A 24,443-nucleotide genomic window follows, 5' to 3' on the forward strand; every position below is an offset into this window, starting at 1 on the left:
GGCCAGCACGAGAAGGGCCAGCACGAAAAGGGCCGGCGAAGGCGCCGGCAAAGGGGAATGCCCGTGGACGATCTCAGCCGCTTCAAACAGACCTACTTCGACGAAAGCGCCGAACTGCTGGCCGTCGCCGAGGCCGGGCTGTTGCGCCTCGCGCCCGGCGGGGTCGACATGGACGAGGTCAACGCGATCTTCCGCGCCGTCCATTCGATCAAGGGCGGCGGCGGCGCCTTCGGCTTCGGCGAGCTGGTCGCCTTCGCCCACGAGTTTGAAACGGTGATGGACGGCGTGCGCAACGCCGACATCCCCGTCACCACCGGGCTGGTCGACACGCTGATCCGCGCCAACGACGTGCTGGCGCAGATGCTGTCCTACGCCGCCGACGGCACCGAGGCCCCGGCCGGCACCACCGACGACACCGTCGCGGCGCTGCGCCGTTTCCTGGGCAAGGCCGACCCGGCACCCGGAGCCGCCGCCCCGCCGCCGGAGCCCGCCGCCCTCCTCCCCGACGACGAGGACGACGAGGCCGGCATCTTCGGCGACGCGCTGGCCGCCATCCAGGCCGCCCGCGACGACCGCCCGGCGGCGGCCCTCCCCGGCGCCATCCCGGACGGCAAGGTCCGCTGGACCATCGTCTTCCGCCCCAAGGCCGAGCTGCTGCTGTCCGGCAACGAGCCGACCTACATGCTGCGCGCCCTGCGCCGGCTGGGCGAGGCGGAGATCGTCTGCCACCTGGACCGGCTGCCGTCCCTGCGCGACCTCGACGCCGAGCTGCTGCACCTGTCCTGGACGGTCACCCTGCTGGCCGACGCCGGCGTCGACCGCGCCCGGATCGACGACGTCTTCGAATTCGTCGCCGACGACTGCGACATCCGCATCAGCGCCGAGGCGCCGCCGCCCGCCGTCATCCCTCCGGCGGAGGCCGTTTCCGCGAACGCCGCTCCGGCGAACCTGCCCGAACCGGCCGCGCCCACCGCCGCCCCGGCTGCCCCGCCGGCGGCGACGACCTCCAGCCCGTCCGGCCCGCCGCCCGGCGGCGCCAAGCCCAAGGCCAACGGCAACGGCGGCGACCATGCCGGGCCGACCACCCACACCATCCGGGTCGATCTCGACAAGATCGACCGGCTGGTCAACATGGTCGGCGAGATGGTGATCACCCAGGCGATGATCGCCGAGCATCTGCGCGACCTGCCGCCCGGCCAGTTCCAGGAGCTGCGGGAAGGGCTGGAGGGGCTGGCCCAGCACACCCGCGAGCTGCGCGAGAGCGTGATGTCGATCCGGGCCCAGCCGGTCTCCAGCGTCTTCTCGCGCATGCCGAGGCTGGTGCGCGAATGCGCCGCCGCCACCGGCAAGGAGGTGATGCTGGTCACCTCGGGCGAGACGACGGAGGTGGACAAGACGGTGGTGGAGAACCTCGTCGATCCGCTGACCCACATGATCCGCAACTCGATCGACCACGGGCTGGAGGGCCCGGACGAGCGCGAGCGGATCGGCAAGCCGCGCGCCGGCACCGTGCACCTGTCGGCCGCCCACCGGTCGGGCCGCATCGTGATCGAGGTGACCGACGACGGCCGCGGCATCAACCGCGCCAAGGTGCTGTCGAAGGCGATCGAAAAGGGACTGGTCCAGCCGGGCGCCAGCCTGTCCGACGAGGAGATCGACCACCTGATCTTCCTGCCCGGCTTCTCCACCGCCGACCAGGTGTCGAACCTGTCCGGCCGCGGCGTCGGCATGGACGTGGTGCGGCGGAACATCTCCAGCCTGGGCGGCCGCATCGGCGTCTATTCGGCGCCGGGCGAAGGGTCGCGCTTCGTGCTGTCGCTGCCGCTGACGCTCGCGGTGCTCGACGGCATGGTGATCTCGGTCGGCGAGGAGCGCTTCGTCCTGCCGCTGACCAACATCGTCGAGAGCCTGCGGCCCAAGCCGGCCGACCTGCACGGGCTGGTCAACAAGTGCGACGTCATGATGGCGCGCGGCGAGTATGTCCGGCTGGTCCACCTGCACCGGCTGTTCGGCATCCCCCGGGCCATCGACGACGCCACCCGCGGGCTGGTCGTGCTGGTGGAGACGGAGGACGGCTCGCGCCTCGGCCTCGTCGTCGACGAGGTGCTGGGCCAGCAGCAGGTCGTCATCAAGAGCCTGGAGGCCAATTTCCGCCGCCTGGACGGGGTCGCCGCCGCGACCATCCTGGGCGACGGGCGGGTCGCGCTGATCCTCGACGTCGCCGGCCTGCGCGAGATGAGCCGGCATTCCGGCACCACCACCACCGCGCCCACCACCACATCGGCCCTGCCCGCCCTGCAGGATCAGGCCGACCAGCGTCAACGCCAACCGGTTTGAGGCCCAAGCGATGAGCAGTTCCACCGCAATCGCCCCCGTCGGCGGCAGCCGCAGCGCAAGCTCCGGCGACGGCCGCACCGACCTGCAGGCGCTCAACAACGCCGGCAACGGGACGGAGGAGCAGTACGTCACCTTCACCGTCGGCGCCGAGGAATACGGGGTCAACATCCTGGCCGTGCGGGAAATCCGCGGCTGGACACCGGAAAGCCGGCTTCCCAACCTGCCCGACTATGTCCGCGGCGTGATCAACCTGCGCGGCATCATCATCCCGATCTTCGACCTGCGCGCCCGTTTCGGCGGCGGCATGACCCAGGTGACGAAGCGCCACGTCGTCGTGGTGATGCAGGTGGGCGAGCGCACCCGCGGCATCCTGGTCGACGCCATCTCCGACATCCTGGCCATCGGCCCCGACGCGATCAAGCCGCCGCCCGACGTCGACAGCGGCCTGATCGACGCCGAATACCTCAGCGGCCTCTACACCGCCGACGACCGGATGGTGACCCTGCTGAACGTCGACAAGCTGTTCGCCGGCGAGCATGTCGACCACGAGGCCACGCCGCGCGCCGCGCTGCCCGAACAGACCTGACGCGCCGACCCAGGGCACCGCGCAAGGCCGACGAACAAGAAGCACGAAGGGAAGACCCAGCGATGGCCAGCGACAGCACGACCGCCAAATCCGGATCCATCCTCAGCAACATGCGGATCGCCAAGCGCCTTTGGCTGGTCTTCGGCCTGCTGCTGGTGCTGATCGCCGCCCAGTCCGGCGTCGGCGTCTTCGGCCTCGACGGCATGAACCGCCGCATCGACGGCGTCATCGCCGCGGGCGACCTCGCCGTCTTCGCCAAGGATCTGGAAATCAAGCTGGCCGCCGAGCGCCTGCAGACGCGCGAGTACATCAACCTCGGCACGCCCGAAGCGCTGGAGCGGCTGCGCGTCCTGCGCGGCGCCTTCGACGCGGCGATGGCCGAACGGCAGGCCCGGCTGAAGGCCTCGCCGCAGGCCGCCGCCTTCGCCGAGCTGAACACGCTGCACGCCGCCTACCACGCCCGGTTCGACGCCGTGCGCGCCGTACGCGAGCGCGCCGACCGCACCCTGCACGACCGGATGGACCCGGTCGGCGCCCGCGTGACCACGCTGCTGGAACAGGTGATCGCCGCGGCCGGGGAAAAAGGGGCCGGGGAAAAGGCCGCCGCCTTCGACGTGCAGGAGGCGGAAAAGCACTGGATCATGACCCGCTTCGTCGCCAACCGCGCGCTCGGCCTGCGGGACGCCGCCGCCGCCGCCCAGGTCGAGGGCGAGGGCAAGGCGATGGGCGACAGCCTCGCCCGGCTGCTGGCCGGCACCCGCGGCAACACCGCGCTGGCCGCGACGATCGGACCGGCGCTGCGCGAGATCGACGCCCGCGCCGCCGATTACCGCGCCGCCTTCCGCGACGCGATGGCGGCGAACGACGAGGCGAAGCGGCTGGCCGACGACCTCGCCGCCGCCGCCGCCGCGATCAACACCGCCATCGACGGCATCGTCGCCGCCATCGCCAAGGGGTCCGCCGCCGTCGAGGACGAGGCCGGGCGGGAGGCCGCCTTCACCATCCGGCTGACCCTGGTCCTGGGGCTGCTGTCGCTGGTGATCGGCGTCGTCGCCGCCAACCGCCTCGCCGCCTCGATCATCGGCCCGGTCACCGGCATCCGCCGGGTGATGGCCGACCTGACCGACGGCAAGCTGGCGGTCACCGTGCCGCACACCGGCCAGCGGGACGAGCTGGGCGACATGGCCCGCGCCGTCGCCGCCTTCAAGGACGAGGCGGTGGAGGCCCTGCGCTCGCGCATCGCGCTGGAGCGGGTGTCGGCCAACATCATGATGGCGGACACCGACGGCCGCATCCTGTACGCCAACGACTCGATCATGGCGATGTTCCGCCACGCGGAAGCCGACCTGAAGGCCTCGCTGCCCGGCTTCGACTGCCGGACGCTGGTCGGCCGGAACTTCGACGCCTTCCACCGTGAACCGGGCCACCAGCGCCACCTGCTCGCCGACCTGACCCAGACCCACCGCGGCATCGCCAAGACCGGCGGCCGCACCTTCCAGATCGTCGCCAATCCGGTGGTCAGCCGCCAGGGCGAGAAGCTCGGCACCGTCGTCGAATGGCGCGACCTGACCGAGGAGCTGGCGATCGAGGCCGAGATCGGCGACATGGTCGACAGCGCGGTGCGCGGCGACTTCAGCCACCGCATCGGGCTGGACGGCAAGAGCGGCTTCTTCCGTCTGGTCAGCGAACGCATCAACCGGCTGGCCGAGAACGTCGCCGGCGTCACCGAAGAGCTGGCGACGATGCTGGAGGCGCTGTCGCGCGGCGACCTGACCCGCCGGATCGACAAGCAGTACGAAGGCGTGTTCCAGCGGCTGAAGGAGGACTTCAACGGCACGGTGGAGCAGTTGTCCGGCATCGTGCAGCGCATCGACCAGGCCGCCGCCTCCATCGCCGTCGCCAGCCGCGAGGTCGCCGAAGGCAGCATGGACCTGTCGGAGCGGACCGAGCAGCAGGCCTCCTCCCTGGAGGAGACCGCGGCCAGCATGGAACAGCTCTCCGCCACCGTGCGGTCCAACGCCGACAACGCCCAGAAGGTCAACGGCTACGCGACGGAGGCCCGCAGCGCGGCGTCGCGCGGCGGCAGCGTGGCGACCAACGCCGTGGAGGCGATGCGCCGGATCGAGCAGTCGTCGCAGAAGATCTCCGACATCATCGGGGTGATCGACGAGATCGCCTTCCAGACCAACCTGCTGGCGCTGAACGCGGCGGTCGAGGCGGCGCGGGCCGGCGACGCCGGGCGCGGCTTCGCCGTGGTGGCGCAGGAGGTGCGGCAGCTCGCCCAGCGCTCCGCCCAGGCGTCGAAGGAGATCAAGGGCCTGATCCTGGACAGCGATGCCCAGGTCAAGGACGGCGTCGATCTGGTGCGCAAGGCCGGTCAGGCGCTCGACGGCATCGTGTCGGGGGTGCAGCAGGTGGCGACGCTGATCGCCGAGATGGCCTCGGCCTCGACCGAGCAGGCGACGGCGCTGGACGAGATCAATTCCACCGTCGCCAACATGGACGAGATGACCCAGAAGAACGCCGCGCTGGTCGAGGAAACCACCGCCGCCGCCCACGCGATGAGCGGTCAGGCCGGCGACCTCAAGGCGCTGGTCGGCTTCTTCAAGTTCGAGCAGGCGGCCGGGGCCGGCTATGGCGCCGCCGCACCGCGCGCCGCCGCCCCCATCGCGCCGATGGCCCGCCGCGCCGCTCCCGCCGCCACCCATGCCGCCCACGCCCCGGTCCGCACCGCCGCCAAGCCGGCGGCCAAGCCCGCCGCCCGCAACGGCGCCACGGCCTCCACCACCCGTCCGGCGCCCCGCCCCGACGCCCCGGCCCGCGGCGGCGCCCCGGTCGCCGTGCTGAAGCACAGCGTCAGCGACGACGACGATTGGAAGGAGTTCTGATCGGGCGGCGCCGATCGGGCCTTTGCGCTAAAAGCCGGAATTAACGAATCGGTGGGGATTGCGTGCTGCAATCCCCACCGAACTCGTTTCAGGAGGACGCTTCATGTCCCGCCGCCCGACGCCCAAGCGCCCGATCCGCCGCCTTCTCCCCCTCGCCGCCCTGCTGCTGCTGGGCGGCTGCGGCGCCGTTACCGGCGTGGCGAGCGGCGCCGCCAGCCTCGCCGGCACCGCGGTGGACGTCGTCGGCACCGTCGCCAGCACCTCGGTCGACGTGGTCACCGCACCGATCCGCTGAGAGGCCCAGCGACCGTTTTCCGCGTCCTCAGTCGATCAGATCCTCGACCTCGCGGACGCGGCCGTTGTCGATCATGAACTGGACCAGTTCGGGGCGTTGCTTGCCCAGGGTGAAATGACGCTGGCGCACGGCGGCGATCAGGTCGCCGTTGCGGCCGAGGATGTTATCGGCGAACTCGATCATGCGCAGGTTGGGCCAGGTCTGGGCGCGGATGGCGACCACGGCGGCCACCGCGTCGGCGGCCGGGCGGTCCGGGCAGGCCTGGGCCAGGATCATCGTCAGCGCGGCGGTGGAGCGCGACACGCCGGCGTGGCAATGGACCAGCAGGTGGCGGCAGTCCACCGGGTCGGCCAGCAGGTCGCGGCCGAAGGCCAGGATGCGTTCGACGTCGGCGCGCTCCGGCGCGATCTGGCCGCGGGTCGGCTCGATGATGTCGTGGAAGCGCAGCTCCAGCCGCTCATGCTCGCCATAGTCGCCGAAGGCGCTGGGCTCCGTCATCTCGGGGTCGAGGATCGACAGCACATGGCTGACCTTGCCGCCGCCGAAGTCGCAAAGCTCGCTCAGACCGCAGACGGTCAGGCCGAAGGGGACGAAATCGTTGGCCATGATTCTCTCGCTGGAAAGCAGGGAGGGGGAAGGCAGGGAGGGGACCGGAGGGGGCGGCATTTGGCACCCCGCTCCGCTCCGCCGTCAACCGGCGGACTTTCGCGGGCAGCCATTCGTGCACGAACACCACCGACACCGCCTCCCGGCAGCGGCGTGGCCGCTGCGGCCGGCGCGTCAGCCCTCCCCGTCCCCGCCATCCGCCATGTCGCCATCCGCCATGCCGTCCGGCGCGGACGTATCCGCGTCGCGGCGGGGGCGCGGGGTGCGGAGCTTCTTCAGCAGCAGCGAGAAGGGCTTCAGCGCGGTGTCGAACACCGTCGGATCGCTTTCCAGCCGCGACAGCAGGAAGGCCCCGGCTTCCAGGGTGGAGACGCTCTCGCGCCGCGGCTCCTTGCGGGCCTGGCCATAGAGCGAGCGGAAGCGCGGGTGCAGCACGATGCGGCGGCATTTCAGCAGCCACGCGTTGCGCCACCACAGCGTCTTGGCCTGGCTCCAGGTGCCGTCCAGCACGATGACGCCCTCCAGCCCGTCCAGGATTGCGGCGCTGTCGCGCAACGGCTCGCCGTTCCGGTCGACCACCCCCACTTCGGGCCGGCTGCCGGCGTCGCCGGGCTTCACCGGGCCGAGATAGAGCACGCCCCAGCGCTTGTGATCGACCTCGCGCCCCAGGATGCGCCGCAGGCTGGGCCAGCTGAGACCGACCTTCACCATCGAGTTGGCGAATTGCAGGTGGGCGATCTGGGCGGTGCCCAAATTCTCCCGCTTTTCCTGCGGGTGCTGCAGGATGAGCAGAAAGACGCCGTTGTCGATCGGCTGCACTGCCTCGCAAATGCACAGGTGATTAGGTTTCAGGCAGGTGGGGCAAGAGTCGGGTGCGGTGTCGCTGTGCATGGGAGGTACGCATTCCTTGAACGGGATTCACCGATATTCGGCGGGAATATGGGTTGGAACGGCGCCGAAGGGAACCACATCTCACCACGGACGGGGACAAAGGTGGAAAAGACCGGCGCCGCCGTCCCGGCATGTACGACAGATCCGCGGTTGGTGTTGGTTCGTATAAACCGTTTGTAGAGAGTTCGTCGTGTGTCATTGGACTCGTGTGACGCGACTCACAGCTGGCCTGGAACTTGCGTAATAGGATCCAGGCAAACAGGACGGTTGGGCCAAGGACGGCCACAGGGCTGATCCACGGTTCATCCGACGCTCAGAAGGAGACCTGCCATGCTGCCCGCCCATCTCGCCGACCGCCTGCTGAAGCAGCGCCGCGAAACGGACGCCGCGGACTTCGCCCGCCAACTGCCGTTGCACGCCGAGGATCCCCGCTGGATGACCGATCCCGACCTGTCGGAGCAGCACATCCGCCGCGACCCCGACTGGACCAGCAACTACTGACCGGCCCCCGACAGACGGTGATGCCGGGAATCCGGCAGCGCCGTCCGTTGCGCCCCCCATTGCGGCGGCCATGATGCCGCCCATCGGTCAGGATGACCGCCGTCGGGACGCCTCCCGGTGACGGCGTCGTCCCCCATCTCCCGCCAGACGCCCCGCTCCCAGCCAAGGACCCAGTGTCCCGGCCGGCCGGCCCGGCAGCGCTCCAGCGCGACACGCCAGCGCGGCGTTCCAAGACCCGGCCCCAGCCGCTCCGGCAGCCCTTCCGCCGGGCGCCATGCCGCATCCTCCGCGTCGTCCCGGCTGGGCGCCGCCTCCAGCCGCCAACGGGTCACCGCGGCGCTGATCGTCTCTGGTTTGGCACCCCCCTGGCGACGGGCCGGGCCGAGGTCGAGCAGCAGGCCGGTGACCCCCGACGACTCGGCGGCGAGTTGCAGCCGCCGGCTGGCGGTCAGGTCCACCGCCCCCAGTTCGCCCAGCACCGCCGACAGGGCGGAGCAGCGCAACGCTTCCTCCATCGCCCACAGCGCGTCGACCGCCCGCACCGCCCGCACCGCGACCAGCCGGTCGGGCGTCAGCCCATAGGCGGCCAGCCCGGGGGCGTGCAGGTCGCGCCCGCGCAGGATCCACAGCACCGGCGCCCGCGGCGTCGCCAGCCGCGCCAGCAGCGCCGCGGCGAAGGCGGTGCCGGCCCCGGCATCCTCCGCCGTCACCGCGTGCAGGCAGCCCAGCGGCAGCCCGCCGTCCGGCAGATGGCCATCGACCGCCTCCACTCCGAAGGGCAGCGTCCGCCCCCCTTCCCCGCCGGCGCCCTCGATCCGCCGGATGCGTGCGCGCAGCTCGGCCAGCCGGCCGGCATGGTCGCGCGACGGATCGTCTGCCGACAGGATGGGCGCCGGCAGGATGGGCGCCGCCAGGGTTGAGGACGGCAGGGTGGGCATGACCAGACTCCGCTCGACAGGCATATGTTCCTGATATGTTCTATCATGGAGCCGTGTCGAGGGGGAGTCTGAGACTCCCGTCCCCTGTTCAGTCGGACCGGATCACTTCGCGATCGGGATCAGTTCGCGATCGGGATCAGTTCGCGATTGGGCTGGCGCCGATCTTGTGGCGTGGCGCGGCCTTGATGCTCGGCCCGGCGTTGTCGACCGGCTTGGCCAGCGTCGTGCTGGTACCGCGGGTGCCGCGCGGCGTGTTGCCCTTCAGCCGCAGCAGGTGCAGCCGGACATAGGCGGTGGAGCCGCCGGTCTTCACCGCGATCCAGTCGCTGTTGCGCACCTTGCCCACGGCGGTCACCGCCTGCCCGGCGCCCAGCGTGGCGACGACGCCCGACCCGGTGGTCGGCTGGGCGTAGAGCGGCGTCGCCTTGTCGACCTCCCACTCGCCATAGACCGGCTCCAGCCCGGCCCCGGTTTCGGGCGCGGTGCGCACCGTCGGGGCGTTGGGAATGCGCTCGCGCGGCATGCAGCCGGGGACCATCAGCGTGGTCAGGGCCAGCATCACGGGCGCAAGAAACTTGGGGCCAGTCAAACGGGGCAAGGTACGCGCACGCCGAATCATCACTCACCTTATGGGCCGGTGCTTCGCGGGGGGTTCGCAGAGGTTGGACGACCGTCGACGCGACCATACAGGAGGCGGGGCGTCCTTCGCCACCGCAGCGCAACCAGATTCGCTATGCGCTTTTTGGGTCGCCGGATTTCAGGTCGCCGCCCGGCCGGAACAATTTCTCTAAAATGCCGAATATTTTGCCGTTCCCCGCGCAGGAGTCTCCGCCACCCCCGCGTATCTTGTCCATCGAGACGCCCGAGCCGAGCCCACCGGCCCAATCCAACGGCCCAACCCACCGAGCGTCCACGACCCGACGGCAGTCCATCAAACGGGGGCATCCGGCCATGATTTCGTCCCTCAGCAGCTACGGCAGCACCAGCACCGCGGCGACGCTTCAGAAATTCTTCTCCAAGGCGGACGCCAACAGCGATTCGTCCCTGTCCAAGGACGAGCTGCTGAGCGCGCTCGGCGGCACGTCCGCCAGTTCGGACAGCTCCAAGCTCTCCAAGGCGGTCGACGGTCTGGTCAGCAGCCTGGACAGCGACAGCGACGGCTCGCTCAACGCGACCGAGTTCAGCTCCTTCGGCAGCCAGTTCGACTACAGCAGCGGCAGCACCCTGCTGGCGGCGCAGGAACAGGCGAGCAGCCTGCAGCAACAGTTCGCCCAGAACCTCTATTCCAGCATCGACAGCGACAGCAGCGGCGGCATCAGCGCGGACGAGCTGGGGTCGGCCCTGTCCTCCGCCCTGTCGGCGACCGGCCAGTCGACCAGCGACAGCAGCAGCATGGCGGCGGACCTGTTCAAGAGCCTGGACAGCGACGAGGACGGCACCGTCTCGCAGGACGAGCTGACCAGCGCGCTGAAGCAGGCCGAGGCCAACCGTCCGCCGCCGCCCCCGCCGCCGGCCAACGACAGCGGCTCGGCGAGCAGCGATTCGGACAGCACCTCCGCCACGTCCTCGACCTCTTCGTCCTCGTCCTCGGCCAGTTCGTCGTCCACCTCGGCGAGCAGCGCGTCGGCCGGCAGCTCGACCAGCTACGACCCGCTGGACACCAACAAGGACGGCTATGTGTCGGAGGAGGAGCGAATGGCCGGCCTCGGCGTCGGCACGCAGCAGACAAACGGCGTGACGTCGAACCGCCTGAGCGGCGACATGCTCCGCACGCTGATGCAGGGCATCAACGAGGTTGCCGCGTAGCCTTGTGGGTTCGGCTGCGCGGCACGGGGGAAGGCGGTCGGCGGGTGGCGCCGGCCGCCTTTTCTTTTGCCCGCCTTTTCTTTTGCCCGCCTTTTCTTTTGCCCGCCTTTTCTTTTGGGCGAGCGCCGGCTCAGACCGCGCGGCTGTGGCGGCCGGCCCCCTTGGACAGGTGGGTGTCGAAGCGGGCGGCGACGATGCGCATCAGCGGGCGGGCGGCTTCCGGGACATGGACACGCCGCCCCTCCACCACCGCCACGCCGTCGGCGACCAGATCGGCCATGCCGGCCAGTTCCGGGTCGAAGGCGCCCTCGTCCAGGCCATGGGCGCGGGCGATCGCGGCGGTGTCGACCGACAGGTCGCACATCAGCCGCATGATCAGGTCGCGCCGCACCTTGTCGTCCTCGGTCAGGGCGATGCCCTTGGCGGTGGGCAGGCGGCCTTCCTCGATCGCCGCGGCGTAATGGTCGAACGGCACGGCGTTCTGCACATAGCCCTGCGGCAGCGCGCCGATGGAGGAGGAGCCGAAGCCCAGCAGCACCTCGGCGTCGTCGGTGGTGTAGCCCTGGAAGTTGCGGCCGAGCCGCCCTTCCTCCTGCTGCACCGCCAGCTCGTCGCCGGGGCGGGCGAAATGGTCCAGCCCGATGGCGCTGTAGCCGGCGGCGGCCAGCGTGTCGGCGATGGCGGCGAACTGCTCCCAGCGGCCGAGCGAGTCGGCCAGCACCGACTCGTCGATCTTCTTCTGGTGGGTCTTCATCCACGGCACATGGGCGTAGCCGAAGACCGACAGGCGGTCGGGCGCCATCTCCAGCGCGATCTCGGCGGAGCGGGTGACGCTCTCCACCGACTGGTGCGGCAGGCCGTACATCAGGTCGAGGTTGATGCTGTCGATGCCGGCGCCGTGCAGCCATTCCAGCGCCTGTTCGGTGACGGCACGCGGCTGGACGCGGTTGATCGCCTCCTGCACCACGGCGTCGAAGTCCTGCACGCCCAGCGAGGCGCGGTTGACCCCGGCGCGGCCCAGCGCCGCCGCCATCTCCGCCGTCAGGGTGCGCGGGTCGATCTCCACCGCCAGCTCGGCGTTGGCGGCGATGTCGAAACGCTCGCGCAGCAGGCCGATCAGCGATTCGAAATCGGCGGGCGCCATCATCGTCGGGGTGCCGCCGCCGAAATGGATGTGGCGCACCGCCAGCCGGCCGGGAATGCGGTCGGCGACCATGCCGACCTCGCGCCGCAGATGGCCGAGATACTCGGCGATCGGCTCGTAGCGGGCGACGATCTTGGTGTGGCAGCCGCAGTACCAGCACATCTTCTGGCAGAAGGGGATGTGGAGGTAGAGCGATCCCGACCGCGACGGCTCGATCGCCGCCAGCCAGCCGCCATACACGTCGCCGTTCACGTCCGGCGTGAAGTGCGGCGCGGTCGGGTAGCTGGTGTAGCGCGGCACCCGCAGCCCGTCATACTTGGCGAGCAGCGCGGCGTCGACACCGTGGGACGGGGACTTGACGGGGGCCGGGCGACCGGCCAGGGCGGTGATGGCGTTCATGAGCGACAGAGTGCCGCAGCCGGGCCGCCCCGTGCCTTGATGTACGTCAAGCTTTGAGACCCGCCCCCGGAAACCCGCCGTCCGGAGCGCCGTCAGCGGCGCGGACGCGTCGCCGCCGCGGCGGCCAGACGCTGTTCCAGATGCTCGTGCAGCAGGTCCAGGTTCATCCGGTTGGCCTTGAAGGCGATGTCGAACACCGTGCCGACGACCGGCACCGACCCGACCGCCCAGTCCAGCGCGACGTTGAACGCCATGCGGGCCAGCAGCGTCTTGGGCAGGTCGAAACGGGCGGCCTCCATGATGATCCAGGCGGACACCACCGCGGTCAGCGTGTCGCCGGCCACCGGCACCAGGCTGGCGATGCCGTCCAGCCCGACCGGGATGCGGGTGCCGGGGATGCGCCAGCGGGTGTCCATCAGGCGGGCCAGCCGGCGCAGCCGCTCCAGCCGGCGGAAATCGATGGGGACCGATCCGCCGCCGCCGCCCGGCTGGGGTTCGGTCGAAACGGTGCGCTGGCGTGTGCGGATGGCGTCGATCATCGCATTTCCCCCCATAGGCGGCCACGCGCCGGACGCGTGGAACCCCGCATGGTATGAACCCGTCACCGCACCCCCGGGTTCCGCCACCCCACCGGCAAAGTTCGTCCCCTCAACCATTCCGCACCGGCCTTCCGAACCGGGCGCGTTGCCGCAACCGCTAGCGCGCCGCCACCGCCGCCCGGGTCCGCCGCGCGCCGGCCGCGTACAGCAGCGCGTAGCCCACCAGCGCCGAGGCCAGCGACCCGCTCAGCACGCCCAGCCGCACCGCCACCGCGTGGCCCGGGTCGGCGAAGGCCAGCGTCCCGATGAACAGGCTCATGGTGAAGCCGATGCCGGTCAGCACGGCGACGCCGTAGATCTGGCCCCAGCCGGCGCGGGCCGGCCGTTCGACCACGCCGATGTGCACGGCGATCCAGACCGCCAGGAACACCCCGGCCTGCTTGCCGACGAACAGGCCCAGCGCGATGCCCAGCGGCACCGGCTCCAGCAGGCTGGCCGGCGTCAGACCGGCCAGCGGCACGCCGGCGTTGGCCAGCGCGAAGACCGGCATGATCAGGAAGGCGACCCAGGGGTGCAGCGCGTGCTCCAGGCAATGGAGCGGCGCGTCCTCCGACGGTGTGCCGTCGGCGTCGGTGACGCGCAGCGGAATGGCGAAGGCCAGCACGACGCCGGCCAGCGTCGCGTGGATGCCCGACTTCAGCACGCACACCCACAGCACCAGCCCCAGCAGCAGATAGGGCGTCAGCGACCGCACCCCCGCCCGGTTCATCAGCCAGAGCCCGACCGCCGCTGCCGCCGCCAGCCCCAGCGCCATCGGCACCATGCCGTGGCTGTAGAAGATGGCGATGATCACGATGGCGCCGAGGTCGTCCATGATGGCGAGCGCCAGCAGGAAGACCCGCAGGCTGCTGGGCACCCGGTCGCCCAGCAGCGCCAGCACGCCGAGCGCGAAGGCGATGTCGGTCGCCGCCGGGATCGCCCAGCCCTGCAGCGCGCCGGGCTCCGCCTGGGCGAACAGGCAATAGACCAGGGCCGGGGCCGCCATGCCGCCCAGCGCCGCGATGCCCGGCAGCATCGCCTTGGCCGGGCTGGACAATTCGCCCTCCAGCACCTCGCGCTTGATCTCCAGCCCGACCAGCAGGAAGAAGATCGCCATCAGCCCGTCGTTGATCCACAGGATCAGCGGCTTGTCCAAACCGACGCCGCCCGCCGTCACCGCGACCTTCATCGCCAGGATCGTGTCGTAGAGCGGGGCCGCCGGCGAGTTCGCCCACAGCAGGGCGAGCACCGCCGCGACCATCAGGACGACGCCGCTGGCGCTTTCGGTTTTCAGGAAGGTGGCGAGGCGTGTCAGTTTCATCGCGTCTCGTCTTTCAGCGTGGTGGATCGGGCAAAGGGCTAAGCGGGACAGATAGGGCCGTTACGCTTCCGTTCAAAGACATCAGCCCACCATGGGGCGGCGAATTGACGCGGTTCCCAGGTTAAATGGTTGCCGTTGCAACGGTTTTTCCGGCCGAGACTGCCGGATCCCTTACCCCGGTCCGGTTCTTATGTCTTTTGACGGGTGGCGAGCCGGGCAACCACTGGTCACAATGGCTCCACACCAACAAAGCCGCGGGCCGGTTCCATCCCGGCGGCTTGGAGGCAAGGCCGGACCAAACGGCCGCCTTTTCCGGAGGAAACGCCCATGGACACCCTGTATTGCGCCTGCTGCGGGCGCCCGTTCCTGCGCGCCTCGTCACGCGGGCCGGCACCGCTCTACTGCTCACGCGATTGCCGGTTGCAGATCGCGGTGCGCCGCCGCGCCTGGACGGCGCTCGAGAACGCGTCGGCGCGGCATGCCGAACCACCGGCGGAGCCCACCGTCATCCACTGGTCGCGGGCGGCCGGCGGGCGGCGGGCGCTGGGGCAGCGAGCTTAGGCGCGGCCGGGTCCGACGCTTGCCCACAGGAAGGTGCTCCTAACCCTCTTGCAGCGCGGCGGCACCGGCATCATGTGGTCGCGGTCACGCTGGACGCTCCCCGCGCCCCGGCGGGCGGACCTGTGACTGCCGGAGCCTCGCCCCTTCATGCTCGACCTGCTTGCCGACCCGAATGCCTGGGCCAGCCTTCTGACGTTGACCGCGTTGGAAATCGTGCTGGGCATCGACAACATCATCTTCATTTCGATCATGGCGTCGAAGCTGCCGGTCGAGCAGCAGCACAACGCCCGCCGCGTCGGCCTGGCGCTGGCGCTGTTGACCCGGCTGGCGCTGCTGGCCTCCATCGCCTGGGTGGCGCAGCTGACCCAGCCGCTGTTCACCGTCCTGGGCTGGGCGGTGTCGGGGCGCGACCTGATCCTGATCCTGGGCGGCCTGTTCCTGCTGGCCAAGGGCACGCTGGAGATCCACCACACCGTGGAGGGCCACGAGGAGGAAGGGTCGGCGCCGAAGCGCGCCACCTTCACCTCGATCGTCATCCAGATCATGTTCCTGGACATCGTCTTCTCGCTCGACAGCGTCATCACCGCCGTCGGCATGTCCGACCATCTGCCGGTGATGATCGCCGCCGTCGTCATCGCCATGGCGGTGATGCTGTTCGCCTCCGGCCCGGTCGGCGACTTCGTCAACCGTCACGTCACGGTGAAGATGCTGGCGCTGTCCTTCCTGCTGCTGGTCGGCGTGGCGCTGATCGCCGACGGCCTGGGCTTCCACATCCCCAAGGGCTACCTGTACTTCGCCATCGCCTTCTCCACCCTGGTCGAGGCGCTGAACCTGATGGCCGCCGGCCGGCGGAAAAGGGCGGCGGCAGCGGCGAAGCACTGACGGGACAGGTTGGGGGCCGTCGCCGGCCCCCTCCCCCACACGCTCACGCCCCGGCGCGCTCGGTCATCAGATGCTCGTAGGCGACCTTGAACAGGTCGCGGATCGACACGATGCCGACCGCGCGGTTGCCCTGGGTGATCGGCAGGTGGCGGTAATGCTTGTCGTGCATCAGCTTCAGCGCGTCGACCGCGTCGGCGTCGGGCGGCAGGCTGTCGGGGTTGCGGGTCATCACCGTCGCCACTTCGACCGACGACGGGTCGAGATCCTTCGACAGCACCTTGTTGTTCAGGTCGCGCTCGGTGACGATGCCGATCAGCGCGCCGTGGCTCACCACCAGCACGGCGCCGATGTTCTTGTCGGCCATCATCTTCGACACGGTGGCGACGGAGGTGTCCTCCGGCACCAGGATCAGTTCCTGCGACTTGACGACGTCCGGAACCAGCTTGCGTTTCATGATTGCCCCGATTGACTGTTGGCGATTGGTTGTTGGTCGCGCGACTGTAACCAATGCCAACGATCAGGGAGAACAGCAGTCTTGCGCCGGCCGGGGCGCCGATTGTCGCAGGCCCCGCCCAGCCCTTTCGACCGCTGTTTCATACGAATACTTACGAAGCATTCCCCGGGGCGTTGCGGGAGCCGAGGACCGGCCGCCCCGTTGCTGCCCGCCCGGCGATCAGCATTCCCGCGACCAGCAGCAGCGCGGCCAGCACCACCGCGGCGGCCGCGCCGAGCAGGGCGGAATCGAAGCTGCCGGTGCGCGCCACCACCAGCCCGGCGGGCAGCGGCCCGATGATCTGGCCCAGCCCATAGGCGGCGGTCAGCGCGCCGACCACCCGGGCCGAGGCGCCGCCCGACAGCTGCCGCCCCAGCGCGAAGGACTGCGAGACGATGCCGACGAAGGTGCCGCCGAACAGCAACGCCGAGACGACGGAGATCGTCGGCGAGCCGGTCATCGGCAGCAGGATGGCGGCGGCCTGGGTCAAGTGCGCCAGGATCAGCGCCCACCAGCTGTTGGTCCGCCGGGCGACCGCCGCCCAGAGCACGCCGGCCCCGATCGCCCCCAGTCCCGCCACCATCCAGGCGGCCTCGCCCACCGCGGCGGTGCCGGGGTTGGTCTTCAGGATCGACACCAGGAAGGTGGCCGACACGATGTAGCCGCCGCCTTCCAGGAAATAGGCGATGGTCAGCAAAAGCAGCGGCGCCGACAGCCCGCCGGCCCGGGCCGCCGTGCCGGTGCCCGCGGCGGCGGCCGGCTGGTGCCGCGGCGGCGGGTCGGTCACCCACAGCCCCGGCAGCAGGCCCAGCACCGCGCAGATCGCCCCCAGCGCCAGCCAGTCGCCGGCCCAGCTCAGCCGGTCGCCGACCAGCGCCACGAACAGCCCCGACGCCGCGATGCCGGCGCCGACGCCGGTGTAGAGCCAACCGGCGAAGCGCTCCCCGCCGCGCCGCGTCAGGGTGTCCAGCACCATGGCGATGCCCAGGATGAAGATGCCGGCGCTCGACAGGCCGGAGACGAAGCGCAGGACCAGCCAGGGCGCCATCGCCTGCCCGGCGTCGCCGAAATCCAGCCCCATCGCCGCGGTGGTGCCGGCGCTGAGCAGCAGGGACAGCCGGAACACCAGGGTGCGGACCCGCCCGTGCGGCACCAGCCCGGAGCCGAGCGCGCCGACGAAATAGCCGAGATAGTTCAGCGAGGCGAGCAGCCCCGCCCCATCGGTCTTCAGCCCGGTGGCCGCCTGCATCGCCGGCAGGATCGGGGTGAAGGCGAACCGCGCCACCCCCATGGCGATGGCGAGCGCGATCACGCCGCCGATCAGCACCCGCACCATCGTCCGCTCCCCTCGCTTCGCTGTCGGCTCGTTGGAATGGTTCGGCCGACGGATTGATCGACCGCCATCATGACCGCGGCGCCGCCGTCATTTCCAATGAATTGTTCTGATGATACGCTCCACTGCGAGTGATGGGTGCCATGCGCCGGTGGTGGCGCGTCAGGGAAAGAGGGACACGCGATGGATCTGGCCGGTTTGCGGGTGGTCAAGGCGGTGGCCGACACCGGCAGCGTCAGCCGGGCGGCCGACGCGCTGCACTGCGTCCAGTCCAACGTCACCGCGCGGATCAAGCGGCTGGAGGAGGATCTGGGCGTCGACCTGTTCCTGCGGCTGAGCCGCGGGATGGAGCCGACGCCGGCCGGCCGCGTGCTGGCCGGCTACGCCGACCGGGTGCTGCGGCTGGTCGCCCAGGCCCGCGACGCGGTGGCGGAGGCGGCGGGGCGCGGCGGCCGGCTGTCGGTCGGCAGCATGGAATCGACCGCGGCGGTGCGGCTGCCGCCGATCCTCGCCCGCTTCCACCGCGACCATCCCGACGTCGAGCTGACCATCACCCCCGGCGCGACCGAGACGCTGCTGACCGAGGTGCTGGCCGGGCGGCTCGACGGCGCCTTCGTCGGCGGCGAGGTGGCCCACCCGGACCTGACCGCCCAGCGCGTCTTCGAGGAGGAGCTGGTGCTGGCCGAGCCGCGCGCCGGCCTGACCACCGCCGGCGCGCGCCACACCCTGATCGGCTTCGGCCGGGCCTGCGCCTACCGCGGCCGGGCCGAGATGGCGATGCGCGAGGCCGGGCGCGTGCCCTTCCGCATCATGGAGTTCGGGGCGCTCGACGCCATCCTGGGCTGCGTCGGCGCCGGCATGGGCGTCACCGTCATGCCGCGGTCGGTGGTGGAGCGCGAGCCGTGGCGCGACCTGCTGGCGGCCCGCCCGCTGCCGGCGGCGCTGGGCCGCATGCCGACCCAGTTCGTCCGCCGCGCCGACGCCATCGAGACGGCCAGCCTGCGCGCCTTCCTGGCGGCGGTCTCGGACGGACCGGCGGTTCCGGCCGACGCGGACGTCGCGGCGTAGGCGACGACGCGGCCCGGCGGGCTCCGGCTGCGACACGCCCCTGCGACAGGGGCGCCCACATCACGCGCAGGGTTGAACGGCTTGTCGGCGGCGTGCTAGTGCAGGCGCGGTTGGCCATCCGGCCCGGTGCGACGCGCGTGCCCGTTGGGGATTCGGCTCCGATCGGCAATGCCGGACAGGGGCCGAACGGGGGCGCGCGGCACGTCGCCGCCAGCCGGAACAGCGGAGAATGGATCATGCCCTACGTCGTCACCGACGATTGCATCAAGTGCAAGTACACCGACTGCGTCGAAGTCTGCCCCGTGGATTGCTTCTACGAGGGTGAGAACATGCTGGTCATCCACCCGGACGAGTGCATCGACTGCGGCGTGTGCGAGCCGGAATGCCCGGCCGAAGCGATCGTGCCCGACACCGACGACCGCGCCACCAAGTGGCTGGAGCTGAACCGCGACTATTCGGGCCAGTGGCCGAACATCACCCGCAAGAAGGACGCCCTGCCCGACGCCGACGCGTTCAAGGGCCAGAACGGCAAGTTCGAGAAGTTCTTCTCGCCCAAGCCGGGCGGCGAAGGCTGATCCAGCCGGCACGGTCCGACCGGTTCCCGCCCCTGTCGGGGACCGCGCGGCCGGACCGTTTCGATTGTTTGGACCAACCAATTTTGCCGGGCCGGCCGATGTTGCCATGCAAAATCGACGGGTCGGCCATCGCCGGGCGGCGGAAGATTCCGCCCGGCGCGATGCGCGTTCCCTTTGTAACTCGGGCGTAACATCGCTATACTGCGTGCCCGGAGCCGGCCTTCGCGCCATTGCCGGTGATCCCATCGTTCAAGGACTCGTGATTGTTGTGATCGTCGTGGATGGAACCCATCCCCACGGCGCCATAACCGTCTGAGGGTCTTTTCTCGTCCCTTCCACCGGGCCGGCAAAATGGCGTGATCGCGAGAAGTGAGAGCCAATCCACATGTCGAACAAGCTTGACTTCGAAGCCGGTGACTTCGTCGTTTATCCGGCTCATGGCGTCGGTCGGGTCGAAGGGATCGAGACCCACAGCATCGCCGGACTCGAGGTTCAACTCTACGCGATCACGTTCGAAAAAGAGCGCATGACGCTCAAGGTTCCCGTCACCAAGGCCCGCAACGCCGGCCTGCGCCGCCTGTCGTCCAAGGACCGCATCAAGGTCGCGCTGGAGACTCTGCAGGGCCGTTCGCGCGTCCGCCGCACGATGTGGAGCCGCCGCGCCCAGGAGTATGAGGCCAAGATCAACTCCGGCGACCCGGTGTCGATCGCCGAGGTAGTGCGCGACCTGTACCGCGGCGCCGACCAGTCCGACCAGTCCTACAGCGAGCGCCAGATCTACCAGGCCGCCCTGGAGCGTCTGGCCCGCGAACTGGCCGCCGTCGAGAAGATCGACGAGACCAAGGCGACGGAGCGTCTGGAGTCGGTGCTGTCCAAGGCCGCCTGACCGGGCCGCCTGAACACCACCCCCGGTCCATCCGGGGGGATACGTCCGGGACTCGAACGGGCGCGCGGCTGCTACGCTAAGCCGCGCGCCCGTATCGTTTTTTCACCTTTGTTCCGGCGACGCGACACGCCTACACTCCCGGCCTCCTTAGGGCCGCCTTCGGGCCGCCACCATCCTGGTGGAGACTGACCCGATATCCGCGGACCGTTTTGCAAGGGGGTTGAGTTTGGGCCTGTCGCCGCACCTTGATCCGTCGCAGAAACACGCCGGGACCACCGCCGACGGTGGCGACAGCCGCTTCGCCGCGCTGGGCCGTCCGCGCCGCGTCTGGGCGATCGGGGCGATCCACGCCCAGCCCGACCGGCTGGACGTCATCCACGACGCCGTCGGTCAGCGTTTCCGCCCCGGCGACCGGCTGGTCTATCTCGGCAACATGATCGGCCACGGCGAGCGGGTGGTGGAGACGATCGACCGGTTGCTCGCCTTCCGCATCGCCCTGCTGGCGATGCCGGGCATGCTGGCCTCCGACATCGTCTACCTGCGCGGCCAGCAGGAGGAGATGTGGCAAAAGCTGCTGCAGCTCCATTTCGCCCCCGACCCGCGCACCGTGCTGGACTGGATGCTGCGCCAGGGCGTCGCCCCGACGCTGGCCGCCTATGGCGGCGTCGCCGACATCGGCATGGCCGCGGCGCGCGGCGGGGCGGTGATGCTGGGCCGCTGGACGCGCGAGCTGCGGCAGGCGGTGGCGAACCGGCCGGGGCACGAGGCGCTGTTCAACGCCCTGCGCCGCGCCGCCTACACCGGCAGCCACGAAGCGGGCGTCCCCGGCGCCTCGACGCGGGGCGGCGGCAGCCTGCTGCTGGTCAGCGCCGGCATCGATCCCACCCGCAGGCTGACCGAACAGGGCGACGCCTTCTGGTGGGGCACCACCGCCTTCGCCCGCCTGGAGGAGCCCTATGGCGGCTTCCGCCGGCTGGTGCGCGGCCATGATCCCGCCTGGTCGCCGTCCGATCCCGGCCGCGTCGCCCAGGGCGTGGCGGTCGGACCGGTGACGGTGACGCTGGACGGCGGCTGCGGCCGTGGTGGGCACCTCGTCTGCGCCTGCTTCGACTCTTTCGGCGAGATGCTGGATCTTTTCCAGGTCTGACCCATTCTTAACCTCGACCGCCGTTCCGAACCGCCCCGATCCAGGTCGATCCCGCGCCTTCCCCGCGGGTCATTCCGGCTGCGGAACGGATGTTTCGCACAATTCGTCCGCCCTCGGTGATCCGACGCCCTCAGACTTGCGTATGATTCCGCAACAGGGCGCGCAGATGCTTGTTGTCATCCCGTCGGCATCGATCGGGGGTGGACGGCACACCGGCGAAGCCCCACTGGGCGAAGACCCATAGGACGGGCCCCAGGGACTGGGACATGCGACGGAACACGGTGCCGCCCAGACGGGAAGGAAGGGACGGATGGCATACATCGACGATCCGGAGACTCAGCGTGCGAATCTGAGCTTCATCAAGGCGTCCATGCGCGAGCCGCTGCTGTCGCGCGATCATGAATTCGATTTGGCCCGAAAATGGCGGGAGGGCGCCGACGAGCGCGCCCTGCACGAGCTGGTCCGGGCCTACACCCGGCTCGTCGTGGCCACCGCCTCGCGTTTCCGCAACTACGGCCTGCCGATGGGCGATCTGGTCCAGGAAGGCAATGTCGGGCTGATGCAGGCGGCCAGCCGCTTCGAACCGGCCCGCGAGGTGCGCTTCTCCACCTACGCCGCCTGGTGGATCCGTTCGGCCATGCAGGACTACATCCTGCGCAACTGGTCGATCGTGCGCACCGGCACCACCGCCGCGCAGAAGTCGCTGTTCTTCAACCTGCGCCGCCTGCGCGCCAAGATCGACAGCGCCACCCAGAACGGCAGCGGCGCGCCGCTGACCAAGGAAGGCCGCGAGTGGATCGCCGGCGAACTCCAGGTCGACGTCGGCGAGGTCGAGGCGATGGAGATGCGGATGTCCGGCTCCGACCAGTCGCTGAACACGCCGGTGGCCGACGGCTCCGACGACGACTGGCAGGATTTCCTGGCCGACCAGCGCCCCTCGCCCGAGGAGGTGGTGATCGGCATGCGCGACGCCAACACCCGCTCGCAATGGCTGGCGGAGGCGTTGGGCGAACTCAGCCCGCGCGAACGCACCATCATCCGCGAACGCCGCCTGCGCGAGGAAGGCGCCACGCTGGAGGAGCTCGGCCGCGAACTGGGCGTCAGCAAGGAACGCGTGCGCCAGTTGGAACACCGCGCCCTGCTGAAGCTGCGCCAGTCGATGCTGAAGCGGGTCGAGGATTCCGACGACCTGCTGGCGGAGGCGTGACGTTCCTGCGTCGGTTGCCCCCTCCCCATCCCTCCCCCGCTAGCGCGGGAGAGGGGGCAAGAGCTTTGGGAAAGGGCGGCGGAGTTCCCTCTCCCGCGTTAGCGGGGGAGGGTTAGGGAGGGGGCACCGCACGAGCGCCCCCCATCACCTCAGTGCCGGAAGTGCCGCATTCCGGTCAGCACCATCGCCAGACCCTTCTCGTCCGCGGCGGCGATGACGTCGGCGTCGCGGATCGAGCCGCCGGGCTGGATCACCGCGGTGACGCCGGCTTCCGCCGCCGCCAGCAGGCCGTCGGCGAAGGGGAAGAAGGCGTCGGAGGCGACGACCGACCCCTTGGTCAGCGGCTCGGCCAGACCGGCGGCCTTGGCGGCCTCGGCCGACTTGATCGCGGCGATGCGGGCCGAGTCGACGCGGCTCATCTGGCCGGCGCCGACGCCCACCGTGGCGCCGTTCTTGGCGTAGACGATGGCGTTCGACTTCACATGCTTGGCGACGCGGAAGGCGAACAGCAGGTCGGCCAGTTCCTGTTCGGTCGGCGCGCGCTTGGTCACCACCTTCAGCTCGGCCGGATTGATGCGGCCGTTGTCGCGGTTCTGCAGCAGGAAGCCGCCGGACAGCAGCTTCATCGTCATGCCCGGCTCGGCCGGGTTCGGCACGTCCTTGGTCAGCAGGACGCGCAGGTTCTTCTTGGTCGCCAGCAGCGCGCGGGCCGCGTCGTCGGCGTCCGGCGCGATCACCACCTCGGCGAACAGCTTGGAGATCTCCTCGGCCGTCTCCGGGTCCAGCCGGCGGTTGACGGCGATGATGCCGCCGAAGGCGCTGACCGGATCGCACAGCAGCGCCGAGCGGTAGGCCTCCAGCAGGCTGGCCCCTTGCGCCACGCCGCAGGGGTTGGCGTGCTTGATGATGGCGACGGCCGGCTGCTCGAACTCGGCGACCAGCTCGAAGGCGGCGTCGGTGTCGTTCAGGTTGTTGTAGGACAGCTCCTTGCCCTGGAGCTGCACGGCGGTCGCCACGCCCGGACGCTTCTCGCCGGTGACGTAGAAGGCGGCCTGCTGGTGCGGGTTCTCGCCATAGCGCAGGGTCTGCGCCAGCGCGCCCGACACGGTGACGCGCGGCGGGAAGGTCTCGCCCAACTGGCCGGCCAGCCAGGTGGAGATCGCGGCGTCGTAGGCGGCGGTGCGGGCGTAGGCGCGCTGCGCCAGCTTGCGGCGCAGCGCCAGCGTGACGCAGCCGTCGTTGCTCGCCAGCTCGTCCATCACCGCCTCGTAGTCGGACGGCTCGGTGACGATGGCGACGAAGTCGTGGTTCTTGGCGGCGGCGCGGATCATCGCCGGCCCGCCGATGTCGATGTTCTCGACGCAGTCGTCATAGGCCGCCCCGCCGGCCACCGTCGCCTCGAACGGGTAGAGGTTCACCACCACCAGGTCGATCGGCGGGATGTCGTGGGTGGCCATCGCCTCGGCGTGGATGTCGCGGCGGGCCAGGATGCCGCCATGGACGCGCGGGTGCAGCGTCTTGACGCGGCCGTCCATGATCTCCGGGAAGCCGGTGTGGTCGGAGACCTCCTTGACCGGCACGCCGGCCTCGGCCAGACGCTGGGCCGAGCCGCCGGTCGACAGGATCTCGACGCCGCGGGCGGCCAGCGTCTGGCCCAGCGCCACCAGACCGGTCTTGTCGGACACGGAAATCAGCGCGCGGGTGATGCGGACCTTGTCGGGGGCGGGGGCGTGGTTGGCTTTGGGCGGGCTCATGGGGGCATCCTGATCGCTGGCATGGTCGGGGCCGCAAGCGGTCAGGGAAAAACGCCGGACAAGCACGGAAGCGGAAAAGCACGGACGGCCACGGGCATGCTGGTCAACCGTGCTTATCCCCGCCCGCCCGGACAACATCGCCCCGGACAGTCATGGATAAGCACGGCGAGACGAGTCCCGTGGTCGTCCGTGCCTGAAAAGCCCGTGTTCATCCGTGTTTCCACACCCCGTTCCCAGGGGAAAGGGC

General features: G+C 70.4%; 23 protein-coding genes. 13 read left to right on the forward strand and 10 right to left on the reverse strand.

Translation table 11 applies throughout. From position 1 onward, the window contains the following. Positions 1-57 precede the first annotated feature (57 nt). From TSO352_RS02800 to TSO352_RS02815, 4 genes are all read left to right on the forward strand, one after another. Entirely contained in the window at positions 58-2,337 is a 2,280-nt protein-coding gene (locus TSO352_RS02800; protein ID WP_247871861.1) for a chemotaxis protein CheA, read from the forward strand. Positions 2,338-2,347: 10 nt separating this feature from the next. Continuing rightward, a complete protein-coding gene (locus tag TSO352_RS02805; RefSeq protein WP_109105857.1) occupies positions 2,348-2,923 on the forward strand; it encodes a chemotaxis protein CheW in 576 nt (191 codons plus the stop codon). A 62-nt stretch (positions 2,924-2,985) separates the two neighbouring features. Further along, positions 2,986-5,811, forward strand: a complete 2,826-nt coding sequence (locus TSO352_RS34205) for a methyl-accepting chemotaxis protein (RefSeq protein ID WP_109105858.1) — start codon at positions 2,986-2,988, stop codon at positions 5,809-5,811. 103 nt (positions 5,812-5,914) lie between these two features. Beyond that, positions 5,915-6,106 (forward strand): hypothetical protein, encoded by a 192-nt coding sequence (locus tag TSO352_RS02815; protein ID WP_109105859.1) that lies wholly within the window; start codon positions 5,915-5,917, stop codon positions 6,104-6,106. Positions 6,107-6,133: 27 nt separating this feature from the next. Here the strand turns inward: TSO352_RS02815 and TSO352_RS02820 are convergent, their stop codons facing one another. Together TSO352_RS02820 and TSO352_RS02825 are read right to left on the reverse strand one after the other, a co-directional pair. Continuing rightward, positions 6,134-6,712, reverse strand: coding sequence for a protein-tyrosine-phosphatase (locus TSO352_RS02820; RefSeq protein ID WP_109105860.1), 579 nt, complete (start codon positions 6,710-6,712; stop codon positions 6,134-6,136). Positions 6,713-6,886: 174 nt separating this feature from the next. Then, positions 6,887-7,531 (reverse strand): tRNA-uridine aminocarboxypropyltransferase, encoded by a 645-nt coding sequence (locus tag TSO352_RS02825; RefSeq protein WP_247871862.1) that lies wholly within the window; start codon positions 7,529-7,531, stop codon positions 6,887-6,889. A 402-nt stretch (positions 7,532-7,933) separates the two neighbouring features. On the opposite strand from TSO352_RS02825, the gene TSO352_RS33390 reads away from it, so the two are divergent. Beyond that, positions 7,934-8,104 (forward strand): hypothetical protein, encoded by a 171-nt coding sequence (locus tag TSO352_RS33390; protein ID WP_199231463.1) that lies wholly within the window; start codon positions 7,934-7,936, stop codon positions 8,102-8,104. On the opposite strand, the gene TSO352_RS02830 is transcribed toward TSO352_RS33390, so the two are convergent. Continuing rightward, entirely contained in the window at positions 8,098-9,042 is a 945-nt protein-coding gene (locus tag TSO352_RS02830) for a hypothetical protein (protein ID WP_247871863.1), read from the reverse strand. The two genes, TSO352_RS33390 and TSO352_RS02830, sit on opposite strands and share 7 nt — an antisense overlap. Positions 9,043-9,178: 136 nt before the next feature. Then, positions 9,179-9,601 (reverse strand): SH3 domain-containing protein, encoded by a 423-nt coding sequence (locus TSO352_RS02835; protein WP_247871864.1) that lies wholly within the window; start codon positions 9,599-9,601, stop codon positions 9,179-9,181. 392 nt (positions 9,602-9,993) lie between these two features. Between TSO352_RS02835 and TSO352_RS02840 the strand changes: the two genes are divergently transcribed. Then, a complete protein-coding gene (locus TSO352_RS02840) occupies positions 9,994-10,848 on the forward strand; it encodes an EF-hand domain-containing protein (RefSeq protein ID WP_158284511.1) in 855 nt (284 codons plus the stop codon). 130 nt (positions 10,849-10,978) lie between these two features. Here TSO352_RS02840 and hemN read toward each other — a convergent pair whose 3' ends face one another. From hemN to nhaA, 3 genes are all read right to left on the reverse strand, one after another. Next, on the reverse strand, positions 10,979-12,391 hold the full coding sequence (gene hemN, locus TSO352_RS02845) for an oxygen-independent coproporphyrinogen III oxidase (RefSeq protein WP_109105864.1): 1,413 nt from the start codon (positions 12,389-12,391) through the stop codon (positions 10,979-10,981). A gap of 92 nt (positions 12,392-12,483) precedes the next feature. Continuing rightward, complete coding sequence (locus TSO352_RS02850) at positions 12,484-12,930, reverse strand: DUF4112 domain-containing protein (protein ID WP_109105865.1); 447 nt, start codon at positions 12,928-12,930, stop codon at positions 12,484-12,486. Between the two features lie 157 nt (positions 12,931-13,087). Then, a complete protein-coding gene (nhaA, locus tag TSO352_RS02855; RefSeq protein WP_109105866.1) occupies positions 13,088-14,290 on the reverse strand; it encodes a Na+/H+ antiporter NhaA in 1,203 nt (400 codons plus the stop codon). 327 nt (positions 14,291-14,617) lie between these two features. On the opposite strand from nhaA, the gene TSO352_RS32850 reads away from it, so the two are divergent. Then, positions 14,618-14,851 carry a hypothetical protein gene (locus tag TSO352_RS32850; protein WP_146210700.1) on the forward strand — a complete coding sequence of 78 codons (234 nt, stop codon included), beginning with the start codon at positions 14,618-14,620 and terminating at the stop codon, positions 14,849-14,851. A gap of 147 nt (positions 14,852-14,998) precedes the next feature. Next, complete coding sequence (locus TSO352_RS02860) at positions 14,999-15,733, forward strand: TerC family protein (protein ID WP_109105867.1); 735 nt, start codon at positions 14,999-15,001, stop codon at positions 15,731-15,733. A 43-nt stretch (positions 15,734-15,776) separates the two neighbouring features. Here TSO352_RS02860 and TSO352_RS02865 read toward each other — a convergent pair whose 3' ends face one another. Next, positions 15,777-16,187 (reverse strand): CBS domain-containing protein, encoded by a 411-nt coding sequence (locus TSO352_RS02865; RefSeq protein WP_109105868.1) that lies wholly within the window; start codon positions 16,185-16,187, stop codon positions 15,777-15,779. Between the two features lie 151 nt (positions 16,188-16,338). Next, a complete protein-coding gene (locus TSO352_RS02870; RefSeq protein WP_109105869.1) occupies positions 16,339-17,562 on the reverse strand; it encodes a YbfB/YjiJ family MFS transporter in 1,224 nt (407 codons plus the stop codon). Between the two features lie 180 nt (positions 17,563-17,742). Here TSO352_RS02870 and TSO352_RS02875 point away from each other — a divergent pair, with 180 nt between their 5' ends. The 5 genes from TSO352_RS02875 (at position 17,743) to TSO352_RS02895 (ending at position 22,442) form a co-directional block, all read left to right on the forward strand. Beyond that, a complete protein-coding gene (locus TSO352_RS02875; protein WP_247871865.1) occupies positions 17,743-18,627 on the forward strand; it encodes a LysR substrate-binding domain-containing protein in 885 nt (294 codons plus the stop codon). Between the two features lie 236 nt (positions 18,628-18,863). Beyond that, the gene (gene fdxA / locus TSO352_RS02880) at positions 18,864-19,202 is read left to right on the forward strand and encodes a ferredoxin FdxA (protein ID WP_109105870.1); all 339 of its coding nucleotides are present in this window, start codon (positions 18,864-18,866) and stop codon (positions 19,200-19,202) included. Between the two features lie 385 nt (positions 19,203-19,587). Next, a complete protein-coding gene (locus tag TSO352_RS02885; RefSeq protein ID WP_014248912.1) occupies positions 19,588-20,088 on the forward strand; it encodes a CarD family transcriptional regulator in 501 nt (166 codons plus the stop codon). A gap of 226 nt (positions 20,089-20,314) precedes the next feature. Continuing rightward, positions 20,315-21,235 carry a hypothetical protein gene (locus TSO352_RS02890; protein WP_109105871.1) on the forward strand — a complete coding sequence of 307 codons (921 nt, stop codon included), beginning with the start codon at positions 20,315-20,317 and terminating at the stop codon, positions 21,233-21,235. 310 nt (positions 21,236-21,545) lie between these two features. Further along, the gene (locus TSO352_RS02895; protein WP_109105872.1) at positions 21,546-22,442 is read left to right on the forward strand and encodes an RNA polymerase factor sigma-32; all 897 of its coding nucleotides are present in this window, start codon (positions 21,546-21,548) and stop codon (positions 22,440-22,442) included. A 149-nt stretch (positions 22,443-22,591) separates the two neighbouring features. On the opposite strand, the gene purH is transcribed toward TSO352_RS02895, so the two are convergent. Next, a complete protein-coding gene (purH, locus tag TSO352_RS02900) occupies positions 22,592-24,196 on the reverse strand; it encodes a bifunctional phosphoribosylaminoimidazolecarboxamide formyltransferase/IMP cyclohydrolase (RefSeq protein WP_109105873.1) in 1,605 nt (534 codons plus the stop codon). Between the last annotated feature and the right edge of the window lie 247 nt (positions 24,197-24,443).

It is taken from the genome of Azospirillum sp. TSO35-2 (assembly GCF_003116095.1).
Taxonomy (GTDB): domain Bacteria; phylum Pseudomonadota; class Alphaproteobacteria; order Azospirillales; family Azospirillaceae; genus Azospirillum.

Coding starts and splice junctions, on each gene's coding strand:
- TSO352_RS02815 (WP_109105859.1), top strand. CDS start 5,915: ATGTCCCGCCGCCCGACGCCCAAGCGCCCGATCCGCCGCCTTCTCCCC.
- TSO352_RS02835 (WP_247871864.1), bottom strand. CDS start 9,601: ATGCTGGCCCTGACCACGCTGATGGTCCCCGGCTGCATGCCGCGCGAG.
- TSO352_RS32850 (WP_146210700.1), top strand. CDS start 14,618: ATGGACACCCTGTATTGCGCCTGCTGCGGGCGCCCGTTCCTGCGCGCC.
- TSO352_RS02895 (WP_109105872.1), top strand. CDS start 21,546: ATGGCATACATCGACGATCCGGAGACTCAGCGTGCGAATCTGAGCTTC.
- fdxA (WP_109105870.1), top strand. CDS start 18,864: ATGCCCTACGTCGTCACCGACGATTGCATCAAGTGCAAGTACACCGAC.
- nhaA (WP_109105866.1), bottom strand. CDS start 14,290: ATGAAACTGACACGCCTCGCCACCTTCCTGAAAACCGAAAGCGCCAGC.
- TSO352_RS34205 (WP_109105858.1), top strand. CDS start 2,986: ATGGCCAGCGACAGCACGACCGCCAAATCCGGATCCATCCTCAGCAAC.
- TSO352_RS02800 (WP_247871861.1), top strand. CDS start 58: ATGCCCGTGGACGATCTCAGCCGCTTCAAACAGACCTACTTCGACGAA.
- TSO352_RS02840 (WP_158284511.1), top strand. CDS start 9,994: ATGATTTCGTCCCTCAGCAGCTACGGCAGCACCAGCACCGCGGCGACG.
- TSO352_RS02870 (WP_109105869.1), bottom strand. CDS start 17,562: ATGGTGCGGGTGCTGATCGGCGGCGTGATCGCGCTCGCCATCGCCATG.
- hemN (WP_109105864.1), bottom strand. CDS start 12,391: ATGAACGCCATCACCGCCCTGGCCGGTCGCCCGGCCCCCGTCAAGTCC.
- TSO352_RS02805 (WP_109105857.1), top strand. CDS start 2,348: ATGAGCAGTTCCACCGCAATCGCCCCCGTCGGCGGCAGCCGCAGCGCA.
- TSO352_RS02865 (WP_109105868.1), bottom strand. CDS start 16,187: ATGAAACGCAAGCTGGTTCCGGACGTCGTCAAGTCGCAGGAACTGATC.
- purH (WP_109105873.1), bottom strand. CDS start 24,196: ATGAGCCCGCCCAAAGCCAACCACGCCCCCGCCCCCGACAAGGTCCGC.
- TSO352_RS02850 (WP_109105865.1), bottom strand. CDS start 12,930: ATGATCGACGCCATCCGCACACGCCAGCGCACCGTTTCGACCGAACCC.
- TSO352_RS33390 (WP_199231463.1), top strand. CDS start 7,934: ATGCTGCCCGCCCATCTCGCCGACCGCCTGCTGAAGCAGCGCCGCGAA.
- TSO352_RS02820 (WP_109105860.1), bottom strand. CDS start 6,712: ATGGCCAACGATTTCGTCCCCTTCGGCCTGACCGTCTGCGGTCTGAGC.
- TSO352_RS02830 (WP_247871863.1), bottom strand. CDS start 9,042: ATGCCCACCCTGCCGTCCTCAACCCTGGCGGCGCCCATCCTGCCGGCG.
- TSO352_RS02860 (WP_109105867.1), top strand. CDS start 14,999: ATGCTCGACCTGCTTGCCGACCCGAATGCCTGGGCCAGCCTTCTGACG.
- TSO352_RS02885 (WP_014248912.1), top strand. CDS start 19,588: ATGTCGAACAAGCTTGACTTCGAAGCCGGTGACTTCGTCGTTTATCCG.
- TSO352_RS02875 (WP_247871865.1), top strand. CDS start 17,743: ATGGATCTGGCCGGTTTGCGGGTGGTCAAGGCGGTGGCCGACACCGGC.